The 19,123-nt window shown below is 27.5% G+C and carries 12 protein-coding genes and 1 rRNA gene; 9 read left to right on the top strand and 4 right to left on the bottom strand.

Features of this window, described 5'->3' with window-relative positions; all coding sequences use genetic code 11:
* Positions 1-215: 215 nt before the first annotated feature.
* Together GOY08_RS06515 and rpsU are read right to left on the bottom strand one after the other, a co-directional pair.
* Positions 216-3,302, bottom strand: coding sequence for a toprim domain-containing protein (locus tag GOY08_RS06515; RefSeq protein ID WP_158998094.1), 3,087 nt, complete (start codon positions 3,300-3,302; stop codon positions 216-218).
* Positions 3,303-3,420: 118 nt separating this feature from the next.
* Positions 3,421-3,618: a 30S ribosomal protein S21 gene (gene rpsU / locus GOY08_RS06510; RefSeq protein ID WP_148698276.1), complete on the bottom strand. Its 198-nt coding sequence runs from the start codon at positions 3,616-3,618 to the stop codon at positions 3,421-3,423.
* Between the two features lie 273 nt (positions 3,619-3,891).
* Between rpsU and GOY08_RS06505 the strand changes: the two genes are divergently transcribed.
* From GOY08_RS06505 to GOY08_RS06490, 4 genes are read left to right on the top strand one after another with little or no spacing between them, the layout of a single operon-like run.
* The gene (locus GOY08_RS06505; protein ID WP_158998093.1) at positions 3,892-5,868 is read left to right on the top strand and encodes an FAD-binding and (Fe-S)-binding domain-containing protein; all 1,977 of its coding nucleotides are present in this window, start codon (positions 3,892-3,894) and stop codon (positions 5,866-5,868) included.
* Positions 5,868-6,545 carry a (Fe-S)-binding protein gene (locus GOY08_RS06500; protein ID WP_158998092.1) on the top strand — a complete coding sequence of 226 codons (678 nt, stop codon included), beginning with the start codon at positions 5,868-5,870 and terminating at the stop codon, positions 6,543-6,545. The genes GOY08_RS06505 and GOY08_RS06500 overlap by 1 nt, the downstream gene beginning before the upstream one ends.
* The gene (locus GOY08_RS06495) at positions 6,542-7,012 is read left to right on the top strand and encodes a DMT family transporter (protein WP_158998091.1); all 471 of its coding nucleotides are present in this window, start codon (positions 6,542-6,544) and stop codon (positions 7,010-7,012) included. Before GOY08_RS06500 ends, GOY08_RS06495 begins: the two co-directional genes overlap by 4 nt.
* Before the next feature lie 9 nt (positions 7,013-7,021).
* Positions 7,022-7,483, top strand: coding sequence for a DMT family transporter (locus GOY08_RS06490; RefSeq protein WP_158998090.1), 462 nt, complete (start codon positions 7,022-7,024; stop codon positions 7,481-7,483).
* Positions 7,484-7,490: 7 nt separating this feature from the next.
* Here GOY08_RS06490 and GOY08_RS06485 read toward each other — a convergent pair whose 3' ends face one another.
* The gene (locus tag GOY08_RS06485; protein ID WP_158998089.1) at positions 7,491-7,835 is read right to left on the bottom strand and encodes a GIY-YIG nuclease family protein; all 345 of its coding nucleotides are present in this window, start codon (positions 7,833-7,835) and stop codon (positions 7,491-7,493) included.
* Positions 7,836-8,039: 204 nt separating this feature from the next.
* On the opposite strand from GOY08_RS06485, the gene GOY08_RS06480 reads away from it, so the two are divergent.
* The 5 genes from GOY08_RS06480 to GOY08_RS06460 all read left to right on the top strand — a co-directional run bounded on the left by GOY08_RS06480 (position 8,040) and on the right by GOY08_RS06460 (position 18,791).
* Complete coding sequence (locus GOY08_RS06480; RefSeq protein ID WP_158998088.1) at positions 8,040-8,795, top strand: metallophosphoesterase; 756 nt, start codon at positions 8,040-8,042, stop codon at positions 8,793-8,795.
* 245 nt (positions 8,796-9,040) lie between these two features.
* Positions 9,041-14,587, top strand: a complete 5,547-nt coding sequence (locus tag GOY08_RS06475; RefSeq protein WP_158998087.1) for a TcdA/TcdB pore-forming domain-containing protein — start codon at positions 9,041-9,043, stop codon at positions 14,585-14,587.
* 206 nt (positions 14,588-14,793) lie between these two features.
* A complete protein-coding gene (locus GOY08_RS06470; RefSeq protein ID WP_158998086.1) occupies positions 14,794-15,969 on the top strand; it encodes an MFS transporter in 1,176 nt (391 codons plus the stop codon).
* Between the two features lie 400 nt (positions 15,970-16,369).
* Positions 16,370-17,890, top strand: coding sequence for an ABC transporter substrate-binding protein (locus GOY08_RS06465; RefSeq protein ID WP_158998085.1), 1,521 nt, complete (start codon positions 16,370-16,372; stop codon positions 17,888-17,890).
* Between the two features lie 403 nt (positions 17,891-18,293).
* Positions 18,294-18,791 (top strand): OB-fold protein, encoded by a 498-nt coding sequence (locus GOY08_RS06460; protein WP_158998084.1) that lies wholly within the window; start codon positions 18,294-18,296, stop codon positions 18,789-18,791.
* A gap of 207 nt (positions 18,792-18,998) precedes the next feature.
* On the opposite strand, the gene rrf is transcribed toward GOY08_RS06460, so the two are convergent.
* Positions 18,999-19,113 (bottom strand): 5S ribosomal RNA (gene rrf / locus GOY08_RS06455).
* Positions 19,114-19,123: the final 10 nt, after the last annotated feature.

Raw genomic sequence — 19,123 nt, 5'->3', positions numbered from 1 at the left:
GGCTTTTCGCTTTTTTTGCCCGCCTGAGCTCCTAACTTTGAACTTGCGGATTTTTCTTTTTGAGCGGACTCAGATACACGTTTCTGACCACCAACTGTTGCAGACTTTGACTTGGAACTCGTCATATATTAAAAACCCCCAAGAATCACAAAACAAAAGACCAATCCAGCAGCGTAACATTCACACAAAGTGGATACATTGAAATACTTTTTGCGTTATTGCAAACTAAAATTAGCAAAAGAACCGAATTCCTTGATTCGTCTCGAACGCTCAGTGACAAGATCATGAAATTGTTCGTCTATTTCATTATCAAAATGGAAACTCGAAAAAGCTTTAAGCGCATTGTCAATATATTCAAGTTCCAATTGAAGTAAAGCTTCAGCAATAAATGCGGTTATGACACCTCTTTGTGCAGAAAGTCGAATGTTTCGCAACTGAAACCTCAAAAAACCAGAATTTTTTAAATCCCAAATATTCTTAAATGATACCATGGACACGTTACCTGGCAAGCTTTCTTTTAATAATTCCTCCATCTTATATTGGTATAAAATGTGAACATCTGAGTTAACATAGGCAATAACAAATTTAGCTTCTGCGGAAAATTGAATTTCATTGGTCTTACTGAGTTCAAGCAATGAAATATGTTGATTTTCCACCATAGCAGATAGGAACTCTAAGTAAACTGAAAAGCTAATTTTACTCATTTGGTGAGAAATTGCTAAAGCACATATCCTTTCATTCGCCTCAATTTCTCCATCTTTTTCTAAAGCCACATTTTGGAGACGCAAAGGAAGATCAGTAAACTTAGCATGGATTAATGAAAGTAAAAGCTTTACTTCAGTTGTTGTTAATACAGGCCATACAATAGATTGAAAACCATCTAAATCATTCTGTAAATTTTTATTATTAATCTGCCTTTGTCCTGCAGGTAACAACCCTTTCTGCTCTTTTCTTAAGTCTTCAGGATATATATTTTTTAAGTACTTGTCACACAAAAAATGCAAGGCTTCATTTTGAACACCTATATCAGGATGCTGTAAAATAACAGGTACCAATTGTTGTTTTACAAGTCTAAGAAATGTTTCGAGATCTTCTTTTGCCTCAACAAATAACCAGGCAGCTACTTGATTTAGAAGCGGAACAGTCTGTTCAACAAGTTTCAGAAATTCTCCGGCACCGTAGTTTTTCAAAAACTCATCTGGGTCTTTTCCATCAGGGATAGCAAGAAACTCTAATTCAATATTTTTTGTTGGATAAACTGTAGCAAAAGTTCTTTTTGCTGCTTGAAATCCAGCAGAGTCAGAATCAAAACATAATATAATGCGTTTTGTTACTTTGGCAAGGACCTCTAAATGATATGTTGTAAGACTTGTTCCCATTACAGCAACAGAATTTTGAAATCCATTATTTACTAAGGAAATACAATCCATATAGCCTTCAACAACAATGACATAACCATATGTGACTATTGCCTGCATTGCAGAATGAAAATTAAATAAAATTTTTGATTTCGCAAATAATTTTGATTCAGCTGAGTTAATATATTTTGGTATATTTAAATTCTTATTTCGATATTGAGCAGCAAATATTCTACCTGATAAAGCTACAGGTTCTCCATTATGTCCATAGATTGGAATGATAATTCTATCATGGAAGAAATCATAATATCCATTTTTTAATTTACTTTCCTTTACTAAACCTAATTTTAACAAAGGTTCAGAAAATACTGAACGATTTTCTATCTTTCTTGAAAGTTCATGTGAAGAGGGACATAATCCTAAATTCCATTTTTGAATCATTTCTGATGAGAATCCTCTTTGTTCGAGATAATTTCTTGCTTCTATGGCATCAGGAAAATTAGATAATAAAATTTTATGATAAAATTGAATGGTTTTTTCTAAGTATTCTTTCTCATTTTCAATTTCTTTTGTATTGCTAGTATTGTCTATAATTTTCTCAATAGTTTCAGAGTTTTTTTTAGAAACATCTTCAGAAGCAACTTCAGTATATTGGTGCCCAATAAATTGAAAGTTTCTTTTGTTTTCAACTTTATTTTCAGTCTTTACATTTTTAGCGAAAATAACTTTTGAGGATGAAAAAAATTTCTGTGCAATTTGTTCTAATAAAATATCTTTTCTGGTATATTCCTCTATTTTATTAAATAAAGGAAGAATTTTTTTGTTGAATTCAAATAGTCTACTATTAATTGGAATTTGTTGAAGAAAATTATATATAACTTCTTCCCATAATTTTTTTGTATTTAATTTAAGTCTCTCAATTTGTCCTTCAGATGAATTTAATTCTAATGGATTTAGTTTTAAAACTTCAAAATTTAGATCATTTATATTTAAAGATTCTTTAAATATATTCCATATAAAAAGCTTGCTTTTTTCAAAATTAGTAACAACAATAACAACATTTGGAACTTTATTAGTTATTTCTTTAATTATTGTAGCATTTAAATTATTCTCTAAAGATAAAATAACATTTTGAACATTTAATTTAAGGAGATTATTAAAATCAGAAAAATGATTTACAATATAAATTAATTTATGTTGTGCAATGATAGGTCTAATTTGTTGCCAGTTCAAACAACGAATTGTTCTCTTAGCAAAAGGAGTAATTATTTTAAATTCAGGGATTTCGTAAGAGTCAAAATTTTCTAATTCCGAAGAGGAAATTTTATTTATATTTACTCCTATACAAAAACCACCTATTTTTCCATTGTCTTTATACAGCGGAAATGCAATACAATTTGAATAATCATAATGGAGAAAGTCTGTCAGAGTACTTGATTGAAAATGCTCTGTGTATTTTTTATTTTCTCCTGTATACAAAATATCTAGTTGTTGATTTATTGGTAGATTAAAGTAATCTTTTGCCAAATTATTTTGTATATTTTGCAAAAGATTAGCTTTATTCGATTTAAAAAATTCATACGTTTTTTCTAAATCTTTTTGCAATTTTTCAAATCGTTCTGTTTCTTTAGAATTTTTTTTCTCTTCTGCAGTTGTTTCATACTCTAATGGAATTTGATATTGACTAGCAAGAGCTTCTACAACTTCTCTAAAACTATGTCCCGTTCTATGCATTTCATAATCAATGATACTGCCGTGCGCTTTACAGGCATAGCAGTGATAGTGTTCAGAATAAACATACATACTTGGTGAAGAGTCTTGATGAAATGCGCATTTGGCAACAGCATTTCCTCCAGAGCGTTTAATTTCCATATAGCGCTGGAAATGCTCTGGTAAATTTATGGTCTGGATTAAGTTTTGAATAGAATGCTTGCGAAGTCTCAAACAAACCTCACTAGGGCAATTACCCTACAAAGCAAATTTGTAGGTCTTAGCATTTGAGTATAACGCAAAAAGGAGAGCTGTGAAGACAACTCTCCCTTTTATAAGAATACTTAAGAAATTAAGCCATTAATTTCTTTTGTTTCTTAAGAGCGCGCTTACGTGCAGCCATACGTTTTCTCTTGATTTTTACAGAGGGTTTTTCATAATGCTCACGTTTACGGATTTCAGAAAGGATCCCTGCTTTTTCACATTGCTTTTTAAATCTACGCATTGCGCTTTCAAAGGTCTCACCTTCTTTAATTTTAACTACTGGCATTTCATTCACCCCCCTTCATTTTAAGCTCACCCGATCATCTATCAAATCGGTTTTGGGTTCGTATCTTAAATTTCAGCAAAATTCAAGATACTTTACGAAGAATAATTTTAGACGAAAGAGCAGAAAGGTCTTTAAGACTTGTTTCCTCTATTTTCTCTCTTCAATATAATTCATTGATATTTATGTATTTTTTATATATCTAGAGAATAGTTTGTATATTATCACTCTAAGGGCTAGCGCCTTGTTAAATTAAATAGAAGGGATTTATTGCATATGGACAGAAACGTTCAAGACTTTGCCCGTTCAGTGCAAGAAAAAATACCCAAAGAATGTATCCTAAAAGACGCTCTTTCAAGGCACGCGTATGCAAATGACGCCAGCCATTATTACTTGGTTCCAAAAATTATAGTCCTAGTCGAAAGCGAAGAGCAAGTCATATGGGTTTTTCAATGCGCTAATAGATACAGTATTCCAGTTACAATCCGAGCTGCTGGCAGCTCATTATCAGGGCAATCAATAACAGACTCCTGCCTATTAGTTATCAATTGGAATTGGAGAAAAATTATAGTTGAAAACCAGGGTTTCAATATAAAGTTAGCCCCAGGTATCATAGCAAGTGAAGCAAATTATGCTTTAAAAAAATACCAAAGAAAGATTGGCCCCGACCCTGCTTCAAGTGATTTTGCCAAAATAGGTGGAATTATTGCCAATAATGCCAGTGGAATGTGCTGCGGAACAAAACAAAACAGTTATAAAACTCTAAAAGATATAAGATGTATTTTAAGCAACGGTAATATTTTTGATACCAGTTCTCTTTTCATTAGAAATGAATTTATAAAACACAATTTTGAATTAATTAACAAAATTATTTCTCTGCGAGATAAAATTAATTTAAGTGAAGAAATAAAAAATAAAATTCAGCAAAAATATTCTATAAAAAATACTGTTGGATATTCTGTTAATGCCTTTTTAGAATTTCAAGATCCTATCGATATCATTTCCCACTTATTTGTTGGTTCTGAAGGTACTTTAGGTTTTATTTCAGAAGTAGATTTGTATACTGTAGAAGACCCGCCCATTAAAAGTGTTGCATTATTAGTATTTTCTGACCCTGAAAATGCTTTAGAATTTGTGAATGAACTTGATTTAAAAAATATTTCTTCCCTCGAATTTTTAGACTCTCAATCTTTGGAATGTATTAAATCAAAAATAGAGAAATACATTCCCGATGAATATTTTCAAAACTTTAAAACTCCTTGCCTTCTTTTAATGGAAGTACGCGAATTCAATTTGCAAGAATTATTAAGTAAATCAAGTAAATTAGGAAAAGATATAGAAAACAAAAATAGAGTTATATATCAATCAAGCTTTTATTTTCAAACAGAATATGAAGAAATAATAGGAATTAGAAAATCGATATTACCAATTATTCAAAGCAAAAGAAATAATAATAGCATTTGCTTACTAGAAGATATTGCATTCCCACTTAAATATCTTAGAGAAGGAATTATGAGCTTATATTCTTTATTTAAGAAATACTCATTGCAAAATTCTTGTGTCTTTGGACATGCAAAGGATGGTAATTTGCATTTTTTACTCGAACTGAATTTCAATAAACAAAATGACATTGAAAAATATGACTACTTTATGAAAGAACTCGCAGTTGTTGTTTTAAAATATAATGGTTCTCTGAAAGCAGAACATGGTACAGGGAGAAATATTGCCCCTTTTTTAGAAAATGAATGGGGAAAAGAAATTACCTCAATTATGTATGAAATAAAAAATATTTTTGATCCAAAAAATTTATTAAATCCAAATGTTATAATTTCAGCCGATAAAAAAATTCATGTTAAAAATTTAAAATCAATACTAAATATCAACCCACTCTTAGACAACTGTAATGAATGCGGACGTTGTGAACAAGTGTGCCCTTCTACAGGATATACGTTTACTCCAAGACAAAGAATTACTGCACTGCGGGCAATTGAACATGCTAAAAAAGAACAAAATATTCGCTTAGCTAAAGAAATGGTAAGAGAATTTAAAATAAAAGGTTCTGATTCCTGTGCCGCTAGTAGTATGTGTGCCATTGTCTGCCCTGTAAAAGTTGACACGGGGCAAGTTATTAAGGAGTGGAGGAAAGCTCATCGAAATAAATTTTTATATCCTGTAGTTTACTTTATTAGTAAAATACACTTTATTATTCCTTTCATAGGAAGAATTTTTTTGTCTTTTAAAGGAATCAAATAATGGAAGAAATTTACCTTTTTCCAACTTGTTCTGGACAGATATTTAAAAGTAAGAACTCCATGACAAAAAAAATTATTTCAATATTAAATAAATTAAACTATAAAACAAATATTTTAAGCCTTCCTAATGAATGTTGCGGATTAATGTATACAAATATGGGATTTCCAGACATTGCTGAAAAAAAAATATCTTCACTCCAAAACAAAGTTAAAAATAAAATACTTTTAATAGAAAATTTAAGTTGTTACCATGAAATAAAAAAACAAAATTTATTTTGGGAAAATATTTTAAATCCCCTTGATTTTATTCATTCTCAACTCAATAATTTAGACATAATACCTCTTCAAGAAGCTGGAGTTATTCATATTAACTGTTCTGTTACTAATGAAAATTTACAAAATAAAATGCTTGAAATTGCCAAAAGATGTTTAATCAATGTAATTATTCCAGAGCAATTGATGTGTTGCGGATTTGCCGGAAGCAAGGGCTTTACAAATGAAAAATTAAATATAAATGCTTTAAGAAATTTCTCTGAACAAATTTCCTTTAATTGCCAAAAAGGGTATACATGTTTGGAAACTTGTGCTCTAGGTTTTAATAAACATACGGATGTTTATTTTACCTCAATATTTCAATTACTTGATTCATGTAGCAAGAAAAAAAATGAGTCGTTATGAAAATTTTATCACTTCCAGTCATTTCTAGTTTAATTTGTGGTATTTTGCTAGCAGTTATGAATAATTTAAATGGTGTTCTAGCTAGATATACCTCCCCCCTTTACTCCTCATGGGTTGCACATGGTGTAGGAACAATTACCGCTATTTTAATTGTGTGTTATCTTTTATTTAGAAAACAAAAAAAAGAAAATAAAAAAAAGCAGATTATTAAAAGTAAAGCATACTATTTTTATTATATTGGTGGGATTATAGGTGCATGTACAGTTATTTTTTCTTCAATTGCTATCAATAGTGTTATTGGCTTATCTGGTACTTTATCTTTAATGCTACTTGGATCGGTGTGCTTTGGAATTTTTTCTGATTTATCTGGAATATTTGATACGACGAAAAAAAAATTTCAACGCAATGATGTATTTATTATCAGCTTTATTTTGTTTGGAAGCTGGCTAATCATATTTTGTCGTTAGGTTTAAATAATGTTATATTTTATTTTATTAGCTTTTTTCAACGGAATAATTATTGGCTTAAATAGAGCCATAAATGGAAAGTTAAGTGATTATATAGGCCCCTTTCAAGCATCGTTTGTGAATCATTTTGTTGGTTTTCTTTTTTTAACAATTTTATTTTTTAGTCTCTATCAGTTTGAAATACCAAATCAAAACGAAATTCCTTTAGCTGCTTATTTTGGTGGTTTTTTTGGTGTTTTTATGGTTGCACTTAGCAGTTACTCTTTTATGAAACTTGGAGCAACAAAAAGTCTTATTTATGCCATTAGTGCACAAATGTTAACTTGCGTAATTATTGATACTAATGACTATCACTCACTAAAATTTATTGGAAAATTAATAGGAGTTTGCTTTATTATCCTTGGTGTTTATTTATTGCAGAAGGGGAAAGAAGGTGCGGTTATAGAAAAAAATTTAAATACTACTAACTAATTATTTACTATTTACTATCTATTTTTTTACAAGAACTATATACTGGTAATTTATTATATCCAACATTAGGATTGTTTGAATTATACTGGAGAATGTAATTCTTTTCTAGCAAATTTAAACTCTTTTTTGTAATATTTTTTTCGCGAAAAATAACTTCTTTTATTATTGTAAAAGATAGAATATCATCATCAGAAAAATCTCTTTTTAATAATTCTTCATCAATAGATCCAAAATAATTGTAATTATTTGTAAAGTCTTGCCCAATATATATCTTACCATTTGGATATGTTATTTTATAAATAATTTTGTAATTATTCTTATATTTCTCTTCAATTGAACTCTTCTTATTCATAATATTTTTCTCCAAAATAACTTTTAACTGATAAAAATGACTAAATACTTAGAAATCCAAATTTAATGAAAAGATTACAAAATAATTTGCAAAAATCTATAAAAAATTTAATTTTTAAAAAGTTATTTTTGCTAAAATAACTTAATTATCCATAACCTAAAAAAATTGCCCTTTTTAACTTTAACTAAAAAAAGGAATAACCGCATGAAAATAATCCAAATTACAGACTCACATATAAAAAAACATGCTAATGCACTATTGTATGGAGTCAATGTCCGTGAACAATTTGAAAAAGTGATCAAACATCTTTTAACCTCAAAGGAAGAGTTTGATTACTTTTTACTTACAGGTGACATAGCTGATGATGGCTCGCCCGAAGCATACGAGTATATTGCTAAACATTTAGCATACTTTAATAAAAAAGTTTTTTATATAAATGGCAATCATGATGATAAAGAAACGATGCTGAAAACATTTTCTCAGTTTCCAAATTTTGAATATTTAAATACCTTAGATGTTGCAAATTTTACTTTGGTAGGTATAGATTCCTGCCTTCAAGGAAAAGACTTTGGTATTATTAATGAAAATGAACTTTTGCGAATTAAAACTATTTTGTCTAAATTATCTACTGTAAATAGAGAATGTGTTTTAGTATTACATCATCACCCAGTGCTGGTGAATACACCCCTTATTGATGATTGCACTTTAGTAAACTCTGAAGAATTCCTTAACCTAGTTAACAAATTTTCTTGTATAAAGTTAATTCTTTCTGGTCATGTTCATAATGATTATAAAATTCGTATAAATACAAATTGCTGGTTTGAATCATCTATTTCAACATTTATTCAATTCAACAAAGGTGGCGTTTACGAAACAGAAATGAATTCAGATATTTTTGGTTACAAAATAATTTCCTTTATGGAAAACCAATATTTTTCAAAAATAATTTCATTACAATAAAAAATATTTCTTAAATTAATTTTTTAAATAAGATAACAAAATGTATTTTATTTAGACTCATAAATAAAAATAAATATCTAAAAATATTACATTAAATGTAACTACTTAATTTATAAATATTAAAATATAATAATTAATTTTATTTGACTATAAAAAAAATATTAAGCATACATTAATTGTTTTTGTTATTTTTTTAATATTTAGTAAGATTTATTCTATTTTATATTTATATGTAGGATTTTATTATGTTTTTTAAACAAAAAACTTACCTTTTCCTAATTTTTATTTTCCTTTTAACCAGTTGCTCCAAGTCAGAAGAAAAAACTTTCTTTAGCAAAAAAAATTCGCAGAATTTCACTTTAACATTAAACAAAGATTTAGATAATGCAGAATTTTTTCAAGAACTAAAAAATGACTTTGAAAAAACCAGAAATTTTTATACAAATCCTGATGGAGCTATTGAACATATTAACCTAATTCAAAAAGAGTATTTGTCTGCAACAAAAAGTAGAAAATATGATTTAATATTTTCGTTGCTAAAAAAATTTCCAAATGATCACGCAATAGAAAAAAATTTAAAAGCAAAACACGATTCCCTGACTGAACTTTTAAATAAACTATATTTAGAAAATTCAGAAATTTTAAAAAAAGAATTACATTTTATATGGCTTGGTGGACCATTAGGTGAAGCGCAAAAAGAATATCTAAAAATTTGGGCTGAAACAAACCCAGACTACAAAATATCACTTTGGTATGATTCAGATTACCTCTACAGCTATGAGACAAATAGTTTAATTAAAGAAGCTATTCATAAATTTCAATCATTTCAAACAGATAAAAAAGAATCTATTCCAAAAGATCATCCACTTGAAAATAAATCGATAGAAAATATTATTCAAATACAAAATAAATTACATGCATATTTAAGACATAGAAAGATACAAAAGACCCCCTTGTCAATGGATGAAGAGAGAATTAAATTCTTAAATGAAAATATATATAAATCTAATACAATTAGTAATAATAAAATAATAGAAAATAAAAAAACATTACAAAATGATGTTGATAATTTAACAAAAAAATATCCAAACATTGAATTTAAAGATTTAAAATTAATAAAAGAAAAGTGGCAATTAAAAAATCCTTATTTTCAAGAAATTAATTTAAGATCAAATTTAGCTGCAGCAAGTGATCTTGCGCGCATTGAGTTATTAAACGAGTTTGGAGGAGTGTATTTTGACTTAGATATACTCCCCCAATTAAAAGTTTTAGAAGAACTTTATAACGAACCATTGGATGAAAGTTTAAAAAAATTTATCAAGAACAATGAAAAAGATATATCATTAACTTTTTACAAAGAACTTGTAAAAAATAAAATATATAATATGAGCAATAGAGATAAAATTGCAAGAAAGGAAGACCTTTTTTCGCGAATTGATAATCATGTTGATATCAATTTAGAACAAAAAGAATTGTTGAAAAATTTGCTTGAAGAAAAAATAAGTAAAGTTATAAGAGGACGAAATAGTTCTGAAATTTTTACAAGTCTTGGAAATATCAATATTAGACAAGGTGAATTCAAAACAGCAATAAAAAGTAATTGCGTTATAGCTTCACATCAAAGTATAAGAGAATCTGACTTAATTTATCAAGTTATTTCTGCTGTAAAAGAAAATTATAAAAATATAAATTCTTATCCAGAAAATAATCCAGGAAATTTCTATGAAAAAAACCCACATTTCATACAAAATACAAACAAAAACGAGACAATGCGAAGAATGAATAACTTAGATTCTTATAAATTCTACCGATTTGATTCTATTGTAGCAGGAAATAGAGTCACTATTTCAGTGAGTGGTCCTTCAGTATTTCGCAAAATAATTTCTAACGCAGTTGAAACAGAATTTTTAAATTCCCCCCATTATATAAATTTACTTGACAATACCTTTTACTTTTCACAAAGTAATAAATATTTTAGTATGTTTACTCAAGAAGATTTTATATCCTCTTGGGCTTTAAAAGAAAAAGACAACAGTAATTTAATTTCAAAAAATATTATACTAAAAATTGGTAATGATAGTAATACTAAAAAAGTTGCAAATTATATTTTTGAAAGCACCAAAGATGAATTAGATACAGCAATTATTGTTGATGACTTTCAAAACAATATTTCTAAAGAAGAAATTCTTTCAGCAAAACTTACTATTGTAGGACATGCAACACAAGACGCTAATGAAATTAAAATTGGAGATCTATCAGCTCATGATTTAGCAGAAAAAATAAATAAATTCTATATACATAACAAAATTAATAAAATAAGTATTATAGATTTTGTTACTTGTAATCCAACAAATGATAAAAACAATACTAAAATGATAGAAAATTATGTAAAAGGTGTTATGAAAAATTTAACTAATAATAACATCCAAATTGATATTGCATCTGCAAGAAAAAAACACATAAAAGTCAAGAGTGATGGAACTGAACTAACTAATGTTAAACATAATCTTTATAAAAACTCTGAAACAAAAGATAAAATATATATCATTCAGAAAAACAATGAATTTCTTGAAATAGATTCAGAAAATATCTACTTAACAAAAAAATCTAAGGCAACTCAGTTTGTTGAAGTAATTAGAAATATTTTAGCAAGTAAGTCAAATGTGCTTGGCGAGTTTGAACAGACAATAAGCGAACTCAGGACTGCAGATACAATTTTGCTGGAAAAAGAAAAAATAACAAGTACTATCAAAAAAATTCAAACTGCAAATTCTTTAGAAAAGGATTTCATACCAATTCTGACAAAACTAGAAAATGATAGCTCAAAAATTGATTTTATTCATAGCAAAACAGGTGAGTATAAAGCAGCGCATCTTTTTGAAAGAGAAGATATAACGAATTTACTGGAATTAAAAAATAAGACAAATTTAGAGCTAAGTAAAATAGCTTCCGTAAAATTAAATGTAAATGAAAATGGCTTAATTGAAGCGCATGGTTTAGGACTCACTCCTATGTTTATGACACAAGCTTTATTAAGTTACTTTCGCACCGATTCTGATAATTTTTTAAGTGAAGACGAAACTTTAAATAATGCTCTTAAATTTCATTCAATCCTAAATGATACTCAAATTGCATTAAATGTCTTAGAAACAAGTGTGCAAATCAAGGATATATTAAAAAATATTGTTACTTCTGGTTCACTGGAGCAATCATCACCATTTATTTTAAAATTCGCTTCAACAAATATCCAAAAAATAGGGATGGGTGCAAATATCATTTTTAATTTAGGAAGTATCGGTCTTGATGCGTTTGAACTTGCAAAAGCTAAAACAGGATATGAAAAAATAATCTTTGGTACCCAACTTGCATTTGATTTAGGTGGATTTTCTTTAGGAGCGCTGCAATTAGGAACATCTGCTTTAGCAGCAACAGAAATTGGTTCTACACTTGGTTTTGCAACTGCATCTTCTGTAATTGGTTATTTAGGAGTTCCTTTTACAGGTTTGGCAATAGGATTTAATGGTTTAGCACATACTGCTGCACAAGCTCAAGGCGAAAGTGTGGATATGGCTCATTATTTTTTAAAATATGAAAGAGATCATGAAAAATCCGGTGAAATTCATCCTGAGAATAAAAATATTATTTCTTTAGCTCAACACAATTTTACAAGAAAAAATAACAAACTTCATGCCGATTCAAATACCGCATTAATTCAATCTATAGATTTAATAGAAAGAAACAAATTAAAATTAACATTTGATAGTCATTACATGTATAAAACAAAAGGAAAATATGGACGAAGACCTAAACACTACAGCATTTTTGATTCACAACCCGCAGCTGATATTGACAGAAAATGTAATTACAGGTCATGTGAATATAATTTCAATAAAGAAAATTCTTTTTCTGTCTTAGAAGCATTATCTTTAGAAAAAAATAAAGTAATTGATTTGAGAAACGAAACAGCAATCGTTCTTCCAGCTATGCCAAAAAAGAATATATCCTACGGTTACTCTTACACAATTGGAATTTTTTCCCGAAATGATGCTGAATTAAAAACTGTTAGAAAAATGGAAGAACATCCTAATTCAGGATTTCTTTTTGAATTTATGGCCGATTTATTTGAATATGCCATTCGTGGTTTAGATTTTGTAACGGAAAAATATAATATTGAAGTAAAATTAGGCAGGCAAAATCGCACTTTAATTAGTCCTGAACTTGAAGAACAAAATTTGGGGCATATCTCATATACTTTTGAATCCCTTGCTGGTGGTACCCATACTTTGTTCCTTTCCAAAGACATTCAAAACTACCAATTCAAAGTTTCAGAACATGTAAATTGGTTCATACATGCTGCAACAATTCAAACAAATGAAATTAAAATAACTCGAAGAGAAAAAAATATTTTTATAAATATTGGAAATGCTCAACTATTTTTTGATAATAATCCTAAAAGTTTAGTGATTAAATTAGCTAATGGAAATTCTTATGCTATTATTGATGATAAAAAATATCTTGTAAGTATAGATGGGGAATCATTTAGAAACAATACTGATAAACTGAAAGAATATATTCTAAATGAAAAAAGAAGCGGAACTTTAGTAAAAAATTATAAATATGTCGAAAAATTTATTTCAAACACAAAAGGTGTTTGGGTTAATACTGAAAATTATGAAATCATAAGCCCTAAATTTCCATCTGGAATTGAAGATCATAGTGTTGATTTAGTAACAGAAATAGACAATGAAATTTTCTTTTATGTACCAAGTAAGTTGCAACTATTTTCTTTCAATAAAACTGATAAAAAGTTAACTGCATTACTCCAAGCTGTAAAGAAAGTTGAAGTAAAAGGAAAAGGTATTCTCATTGAATTAAATACAAGTATACTGAATTACTTTTCTAGGTTTAAATTATTTCTTAAAAATTCCAAAAATATAAATGTTTATTCATTAAGTTTATATGGCAGATATCCTGAATTTAAAAATTACTCTGAATGGCATCAATATATTAAAGAAAGAGTTGATTACGACGAAGGCTTTTATTTATTTGGTCAAGAAACGCATTTTAAATTAAATGATATTTTTACTATAAACTCAAGATCATGGATGATACCAGAATTAAAATCTATCACATATCTAAATAATGATGAACTAAATAGTTCCATAGATAGAAATTTAATTAAATTCAAGAAAGTTAATGATAATAATATATTTTTATTCTCTGTAAATAAATTTTCTAAATATGAAATATATAAGCAAGAAGGCGAATTATCAAATCCTAGCAAAGTTGATATTACAGATATTACAGATATTCAATTTGCTGATGACGAAATATTAGTACATACAAAAGATGGATTAATCTTCCAACTTGACGAAAATTTTAATCCTATATTATACGGATTTGATTATAATTGGTTAGAAAATCGTACCAATCTAAATTTAGGTGGAGAAATAGAAAAACATCTAAATGCCCTAATAAGTAAATATAAATTAAAAAATGAATTATATTTATTTAATCTAAATGGAAATAATTACTTATATAATCAAAAATTTAAATTTGTTTATAAAAATGATGTTAGTAAATCTCTTTTAGGATTTAGTGATAGTAAATTATTTTTTAGTGATAAAATTCATAAAATATATTCTTCTTCTTTCAATAATTCACTTGCCAAAAATTTCTTTATTAAAAAAGATATAGAACATTCAAAATATTATTTAGAAAATAACTTAGATATAAATCTATATGAAGTAAGAAATCAAGAAATTAATTTAAATTTTCTGTATACAAATTAGTATTATTAAAATTTAATTATCATCTATTATTTATTCTAAAATAAAAATAATTAATTTAATTAATAAAAATAAAATTAAACATATGATATTATTAATTTTTTATACTTATTTTTGAATTCTTATAAATCTATTTTCCTATTATTTAATAAAATAATTTCTATAAATTCCGATATATTTTGTATACAAAAATTAACTTGAGAATTTTTATGCAAAAAAAGATTTTGTTTACACTTGCTCTTGGTACTGCTATTAGTGTCTCAACAATTTACTTAAGTCAACCACTACTAGCCATATTACGCAAACATTTTCAATCTTCTGTGAGTGATATAGGACTAATTATCACTCTTACACAAATTGGATATGCATTAGGAATATTCATTTTAGTTCCTTTGGGAGACATTATAAACAAAAAAAAATTAATTCAAGTAAAACTTTTAGCATTAATATCGACATTGCTTCTTGCTGGTTTTTCGCAAAATCTAATTATGTTTTTCTTTGCTAGTATGATTATTGGCTTATTTGCTACTTCTGCACAAGATTTTGTTCCTTTAGCTGCAGATCTGGCAAAAGAACAAGAAAGAGGAAAAACAATTGGTTTTGTCATGAGTGGTCTTCTTCTCGGTATATTACTTTCAAGAACTTTTTCAGGATTTGTTGCTGAACAAGCGAGTTGGCAAGCTGTATTTTTTATCATATCATTCTTCATTTTTCTTATTTTTATTCTTGTTACTATCCTAGTTCCTCATCAGTCACCTAAGACAAATATAAAATATTATCAATTGATTCATTCCATGGGTAAAATCTTTATAAAAAATTCTATATTGCCATTAAGTGTTATTAGTCATGGATTTCTTGGTATTATTTTTAGTTCCTTTTGGACTGTTCTTACTTTTTATTTAAGTGATCTCCCTTTCAGTTTAAATTCTTCGCACATTGGATTATTTGGCTTGGCAGGAGCAGCAGGGGCAATTGCAGCTCCTATAGCTGGACGATATGCTGATAAAATAGGTCCTTTACTGAATATAAAAATTGCAATTCTTTTAATATTTTTTTCATTCCTTCTTTTATTTTTTAATCAAAACTCACTTACAATTTTGATTATAGGAGTTGTAACTTTTGATCTCGGGATCCAAGTATCTCTTATTTCACATCAAACGATAATATATTCATTAGACTCCAAAGCTCGTTCGCGTATTAATTCAATTTTTGTTACAATACTTTTCTTATTTTTTTCATTAGGTTCGTATTTAGGAAGTATCTTATTCCATCTTTTTGGTTGGAGAGGTGAATTAATTCTTTCGTTGCTTTGCTGTGTACTTAGTTTTGGAACACATCTTATTTTATCTGAAAAATATAAAAAATTTAAAAACGAAGTAAAGTAGAAATTTTTAAAATTTATTTTATTACAATAAATTTCTATTAATAAATAAAATTTAATATACATAAATGTAATAAAATTATTAGAAATAAGACAAGTATGCTGTTATAATTAACTGTAGATAACCATAAATGAAATAAATATAAAAAATTTATTATAAATTTTTTGCATTTTTATTTTATTTCAATTAAAACTCTAATCTTCTTAGGTTAGTATCATTTCATGGTTCGCGCAGGTGTAAAAACCTTTATTACTCGTTCAAGAAAGAATTATTATTTCAGTTCTTACATAAGTTTGAGTGCTTATAGAGCTATCAAATAATCTTTTCACTAATAATTTGCCAACACAAATAGAGGAGGCAAATTTCAGTTAGTTTTTATTATTCAGTAATTCGAGGAGATAATATGCTTAAATTTATAATTGCTCTTATTTTGCATCTTATATTTACTTTCCAAGTCTTAGCAAAGAATGATTTAAATTTAATAATTTATGATTGTAACTGTGTTCCATTTGAAAATAATTCTCCCAATAATGCAAAGGAAACCGTTCTAACACAAATATTAGGGACCCTATTAGACATTAAAGATAAAACAATATATCCAAAGATATTGAAAAATGCTTATTTTGATTATACAAATCAGGAATATGTTTTAGAAATGAAAGAAAATATTTATTTTCATAATAACCGTATAGCAACTCTAGATGATTTAGAATTTTCCTTATTAAGACATCACTACGCAACAGGTGGTCAAATAAGAAAAGGCTTTTTAGGAACAGTAGTGGGTATAAATAAAATAGCAGAACTAAATCTAAAAAAATATGTGAGAGGCATTGTTGTTGGTATTAAACAAGAAATTCCAAATAAGCTTAGAATCAAACTGGAAAACCCTGATCCTGATTTTTTATATAAATTTACAAATTGGCGTTTTTCACTCGTTCCTATGGAAGAATTAAAAGACAATTTACTAGATTGGAAGAAATATCCTGTAGGGGTAGGACCATACAAAGTTCTTGAGCCAGGATTTCAAAACGGTCACATGCGCTTACTAAAATATGATCAGACTTTAACTGAGGCTGCAGATGTATTAAATATATACACAGAAGTAAAAAAAGGAGTAGAATATGATATAAGTGTAATAGATATTCATCCTGGTTTTCAATCTTTTTATACAAAAGATCCTGTTTTACAACTAGGCTTAACTTTTGTGAATGCAAATGAATTGGGAAATAATTTAAATTTTAGAAAATTCATCCAGGCAGCTATAAATAGTAAAGAGCTAGAAAAATTATCTAAAGTTTATAAATCTGTTAATGAGGATATTTTTGATTTAAATCATGTTAACACTACTTGGGGTACAAGACGTTTCAAGTTAGAATATAACCCTAGTTTGGCAAAAATATATTTTAATAAAATACCTAAGCATTTAAGAGAAAAGGAATGGCTAGGAACAGTTTATTCGGGTAGTAATGAAATTATTGGGGATAAAGTTTATTTTTTAGAAGAAATAAAGAAACAACTTGCTAGCTATGGTTTTAAAATAAAATACGTCATTTTTAATGATCAGTATTTACCAAAAGAATTAGCAGAAAAAACAGCTTTTGATGTAGGGTATTATAAAGTTGAACCTTATAATTATTTATATAGATTTGCTAGATTGCTGCAAAGCGCTCAAGATAAATATCCAAGACCATTATATGATGCAAAATTAGAAGAATTATATGATAATGCCTTAAATGCAAAATCACGAGACGAGAAATTTATTTTAGTCAACAAACTAAATAATTATGTGCATGAAAAGGCCTATTGGTTTCCCCTTGTTGAATGTGGACGAGGTATTTATTATAACCCTAATACTATTAAAGCTATTAGTAAGAATGAAAATGATCTTTTATTTTTAAAAGTCGATGAAGTTGTTATGAAATAGTAATTTTAATCTATTATTGAAAGAGGAACAGGTATTAACAGAAAATTCTTATAAGCCTTTTAAATTTTTTTTATTATCTTTATTTATTTTAATCCTAACATTCCTAAGATCAAATAATTAAATACCTTTAAATTTTAAATTCATCTATGTTTGAAAATATTTTTAAACTTAAAATAATTGAAAGTATCTTTATTTTAATAAAAATATTTTCAATTAATAAACATAAAATATGCAAATCCTTATTGATAATAAATATTTTTGATCACCAAAAATTATACTAGTTATAGAATTGAATTAGTTAGTATTATTAATTAACTTAAAAAAAATATCAATTATTAATTTAATTAACATTTATATTTAAATTAATAATTTTTGAATTATAAATTTTACAGAAAGAATAACTATGAAATTGATAAAATCTTTAATTAAATTGTCACTTTTTGGATTCATCTTTATATTAATAATTGGGTTCTTAGTTTCAAAAAAATCTAAAAATAATGAATCATTAACTAGACAAGAAAACATTGTGCCGCAATCTAATATTAAAAAAGATTCTAATACTACACAGACGAACGAGAATACAGAAATTACTGTAAGTTCAAGTCAATTATCAAAAGAATATGATGAAAATACTATTGCAGCTGATGAAAAATACAAAGACAAAAGGTTTAAAATAACCGGTAAGGTTGTCAGTATAAATACTGACTTTTCAGATACTCCCTATCTTGTGCTCTCATCAGGAAATGACTTTTTTACATCTCCTCAATTTTCTTTCGAATCAGAACATAAATCAGAACTGTCAAAAGTGAAAAAAGGAATGAAAATCACATTAAGTTGTATTGGTGCGGGAGACATAGTTAAAACTCCTATGAATAAAGAATGTTTTATCGTGAAGAAATAACATTCTGAACAACTCAAAAAATCATATTTATATTTTTAAGATATAGTGAAATAAACTATGGATAAAAATTTTTTATATAAAAAGAAATTATTATAGTAGGAAAACTTAAGAATGAATAAAATTTAAACTAAGCTATAAATTTGAATACAGAGTAGATTTATGAGGCAAAAAAAAAAGCCCTCACGGTTTGTGAGGGCCAGAAATAAAAGGCTGCACAGAGCTACTCTTCCACACCTAAGGGTGCAGTACCATTGCCGCAGGCGGGCTTGACTTCGGAGTTCGGAATGGGATCCGGTATTTCCCCGCCGCAATCAGCACAGCCAAAACGAGGC

The sequence above is a fragment of the Pigmentibacter ruber genome (assembly GCF_009792895.1).
GTDB lineage: Bacteria > Bdellovibrionota_B > Oligoflexia > Silvanigrellales > Silvanigrellaceae > Silvanigrella > Silvanigrella rubra.
This window is presented reverse-complemented; position numbering and strand designations above follow the sequence as displayed.